Annotated in this window: 3 protein-coding genes; 1 reads left to right on the top strand and 2 read right to left on the bottom strand. The window is 27.4% G+C overall.

The window, feature by feature from the left end; translation table 11 throughout:
- Window positions 1-17: 17 nt before the first annotated feature.
- Window positions 18-185 (top strand): hypothetical protein, encoded by a 168-nt coding sequence (locus PF569_04020; GenBank protein ID MDA3855401.1) that lies wholly within the window; start codon window positions 18-20, stop codon window positions 183-185.
- Here PF569_04020 and PF569_04025 read toward each other — a convergent pair.
- Entirely contained in the window at window positions 177-1,763 is a 1,587-nt protein-coding gene (locus PF569_04025) for an ABC-F family ATP-binding cassette domain-containing protein (GenBank protein ID MDA3855402.1), read from the bottom strand. The genes PF569_04020 and PF569_04025 overlap by 9 nt on opposite strands.
- Window positions 1,764-2,041: 278 nt before the next feature.
- A partial coding sequence (locus PF569_04030) for a hypothetical protein (GenBank protein ID MDA3855403.1) occupies window positions 2,042-2,445 on the bottom strand: 404 nt, incomplete at its 5' end.

Raw genomic sequence — 2,445 nt, forward strand, 5'->3', positions numbered from 1 at the left:
ATGGCCTTGATACATAAATGTTAAATAAAATAGCAATTGGTAAATACACAGATTTGGAAGATGATGTTGAAACTAAATTATTAGATACTGGAGTTTATAATCTTCAAGATTTTGTTGAAGGAACAGTAGAGTATATTAATTCGGGGATTCCTTTTATTATTCAGAAATTGAAAGAATTAGATTAGTTTACCTTTGATAATTTGAACTTTTTTTGTGGCAAACTTGTCTAAGAAATAATTGTCATGACTTACAACTAAAATACTTCCTGGGAAGTCGTTTAATGCATCTGCTAGTACATCTTTTGATTTGATATCTAAATGGTTTGATGGTTCATCTAGAATTAAAAAATTACAACTATCTAAAATTAGTTTTAGGATACCAAGTCTGATTTTCTCTCCACCACTTAAATCTTTGATGTTTTTGAAGACATCATTTTTTTTGAATAGAAATTTCCCTAAGTACTTTCTAATTTCACTTTCATCTAAATTAAGATCTAAATCAAGTATTTCTTGAAAAACGGTGTTTTCAAAGTTTAGAGTTTCATTTTTTTGACTCAAATAACCAATTTTCACTTTATCACCAATTTCTATATCTCCCTTATCTTTTTCTAATTGATTCATTATTAGTTTTAGAAGTGTTGATTTTCCACTTCCATTTAATCCTTGAATTGCAACTTTTTCTTCTGCTTCTATTTTGAAATTTTCAATCGATAATTTGAAATTCTCGAACTTCTTTTCTAGATCTGTTATTTTTAGAACTATTGTATTAGGTTTATTGAAATTTAGATATTTAATTTTTAGATTTTCTTCTCTATCTAATTCAGGTGTATCAAATGATTTGATTTTTTCAAACATTTTATTTAGTTTCTTTGCTGTTGCAATTATTCCACTATCCATACTTCCTCTGCCAAGACCTGTGTTATTTAATACTTGTCCATATGCTAGGTGAGTAGTTTTATCTTTTACTTTCTGATTGCCCCAAGCTTTGATGTTATCGATATTTTGTTGTATTCTTTCTTTTTCTTTTTGATGCTCAGTTTGAGTTTTTAGGATGTCTTCAATTTCTTTGGTTTTCTCTTCTAAATAAGAGTTGTAATTGCCATGATATAGATTTAGTTTATGATTTCTAATATCTACAATCTTATTACAACATTGATTTAGTAATTCGACATCATGGCTGATTATTAGATAGCTCTTTTGTTTACTTAATTCATCTATTAGAGTGTTTTTTGATTTGATATCTAAATGATTTGAGGGTTCATCTAGTAGTAGATAGTCAAAATCTTGAGAGAGAAGTTTTATTAGTTTTAGTTTTGTACTCTCTCCACCACTTAATTCTTCTTTTTTCTCTTTTAGATATAGTTTTTCATTGAAGTTGAATTTTTCGAGTAGGATGCTTTCATTTTGAATTGTGTCGTTGATTATTAATTTATTATATTCTTCGAGTAATGAGTTGTATTTATCTGTATCATTTACTACTTCTTCTTTTAATAATTCTTTTTCTATTTCTTCTTTTTTGCTTGAACTTAGTCTTAATTCCTCAAAACTCTCGTCTTGACTTAAATAACCTAAAATTTCATTTTCAAATATTATATCTCCACTATAGTCTAGTTTTTTTAGAATTAAATTGAATAAAGAGGTCTTTCCTGTTCCGTTATCTCCAATTATTCCTATTTTGTCTCCTTCATTAAATATAAGATTTGCATTATCGAAAATCACTTTATCTGTAAATTCTAAGGATACATTGTCAAGTTTTAGTAACATTATAGTAATATTTAGATGGTGGTTAATATAAAGGTTGGGATTGGAATAAGAAAGAATATTCGTGTGTAACATACACCGTTTGAAAATGTTTTCGAAGGAAATATGGGAAATTCCTGTAAGGAATTTCTTTTTAGTCGGTTTTAGATGTCCCGACCAAAGGGAGAGCGTGCAAGGTGAGGTCGAGGAAGAAGTGACGAAGGAGTGTTTAAGTTTTACGAGCCAAAGGCGAGACTATCTAAAGAGGACTTTTCGTTTTTTCTAATGTTTTCTAATACTTTCTAACTAAATAAATATATAACAAGTAAAACCAAACCAACAATCCCTACAATAATTAATGGAGCTAATAAAAATATTATTAATATACTTTTCCAATTTAAAGTATCCATTACTTTTTCTTTACCTCCACTATCAATATTCTCTGCAACTTTTTTTTCATATTCAATAGTAGCCTTTGCAGTTTCTCTACTCATATAAATTACGGCCATCATAACAATTGGTACTAATAAAACTCCTAAAATTAAAGGATAAAAAACTTGTTCTTTATATGCAATATATGTATGAATCCCAATAACATAAATTGTCAAGATTAAATTTAATATACTATTTCCAAAAAATATAAATTTAGTAGAATTAGGCGAATTCAAATTATGCTTAAAAAATTTTATTGGATTTAGTGACATAT

Source organism: Candidatus Woesearchaeota archaeon, from assembly GCA_027858315.1.
GTDB lineage: Archaea > Nanobdellota > Nanobdellia > Woesearchaeales > UBA583 > UBA583.

Coding starts and splice junctions, on each gene's coding strand:
- PF569_04025 (MDA3855402.1), bottom strand. CDS start 1,763: ATGTTACTAAAACTTGACAATGTATCCTTAGAATTTACAGATAAAGTG.
- PF569_04020 (MDA3855401.1), top strand. CDS start 18: ATGTTAAATAAAATAGCAATTGGTAAATACACAGATTTGGAAGATGAT.